We start from the raw sequence: 1544 nt of genomic DNA, 5'->3' as shown, positions 1-1544 counted from the left end.
TTTTTTTAGGATATAGNCGTCAGATTATTCAACAATCTTAGCTACAACACCCGCACCTACAGTACGACCACCTTCACGAATCGCGAAGCGTAGACCTTCTTCCATCGCGATTGGCGCGATCAAAGTAGCTGTTAACTGTACGTTATCACCAGGCATTACCATTTCAACACCTTCAGGCAACTCACAAGCACCTGTCACATCAGTCGTACGGAAGTAGAACTGTGGACGGTAACCTTGGAAGAATGGCGTATGACGACCACCTTCATCTTTACCCAAGATATATACTTCAGCTTCAAACTTAGTGTGAGGCTTAACAGAACCAGGCACACATAGAACCTGACCACGCTCAACTTCGTCACGCTTAGTACCACGCAGAAGAACACCAACGTTCTCACCCGCACGACCTTCGTCTAGAAGCTTACGGAACATCTCAACACCAGTACAAGTAGTGGTTTGAGTTTCCTTGATACCAACAATCTCGATTTCTTCACCAACTTTGATGATACCACGCTCAACACGACCCGTTACAACCGTACCACGACCTGAGATTGAGAACACGTCCTCAACAGGCATTAGGAATGGCTGATCTACAGCACGCTCTGGCTCTGGAATATAAGAATCTAGCGACTCAACCAACTTCTTAACAGCAGTTGTACCTAGCTCGTTATCATCTTCGCCGTTCAATGCCATCAAAGCAGAACCTGCGATAATTGGCGTATCATCACCTGGGAACTCATAAGTGTCTAGCAACTCACGAATTTCCATTTCAACCAATTCAAGCATCTCGTTGTATTCTTCTGAACCTGCACCACCACAGTCTTCAGCCAACAAGTCAGCCTTGTTCAAGAATACTACAATGTAAGGTACACCTACCTGACGAGACAAAAGGATGTGCTCACGAGTCTGAGGCATAGGACCATCAGTCGCACCACAAACCAAGATAGCACCATCCATCTGAGCAGCACCTGTGATCATGTTTTTAACATAATCGGCGTGCCCTGGGCAGTCAACGTGAGCGTAGTGACGATCAGTTGAATCATACTCAACGTGAGACGTCGCGATAGTGATACCACGCTCTCTTTCCTCTGGTGCATTATCGATGTTTGCGAAATCAACCTTCTCACCACCGAATACTTCTGCACATACACGCGTTAGCGCTGCTGTCAAAGTTGTTTTACCATGGTCAACGTGACCAATAGTACCTACGTTAACGTGCGGTTTATTACGTTCAAATTTTTCTTTAGCCACGGTTACACCCCTTTTTCTATGCTACCGACTTTAGTTTAATTAAGACTACGATTTATTAATAATCACTTCTGCAACCGCTTTTGGCGCTTCTGAATAAGTCAAAAACTCCATCGCGTAGGTTGCGCGACCCTGTGTTGCGGATCGCAAATCTGTTGCGTATCCGAACATTTCAGATAAGGGAACTTCAGCATTAACCACCTTACCAGCGGCGCTCTCTTCCATACCCTGTATGAGACCTCGGCGACGATTTAAGTCACCAACCACATCTCCCATATTCTCTTCTGGCGTTACCACTT

Annotated in this window: 1 protein-coding gene and 1 pseudogene; both read right to left on the bottom strand. The window is 45.9% G+C overall.

Annotation, left to right across the window (positions count from 1 at the left end; translation table 11 throughout):
• Positions 1-24 precede the first annotated feature (24 nt).
• Positions 25-1248 (bottom strand): elongation factor Tu, encoded by a 1224-nt coding sequence (gene tuf / locus A3729_RS09585; protein ID WP_068552924.1) that lies wholly within the window; start codon positions 1246-1248, stop codon positions 25-27.
• A 45-nt stretch (positions 1249-1293) separates the two neighbouring features.
• Positions 1294-1544 (bottom strand): annotated as a pseudogene (fusA, locus tag A3729_RS09580) (elongation factor G); the annotation flags it as partial.

It is taken from the genome of Oleiphilus sp. HI0043 (genome assembly GCF_001634935.1).
This window is presented reverse-complemented; position numbering and strand designations above follow the sequence as displayed.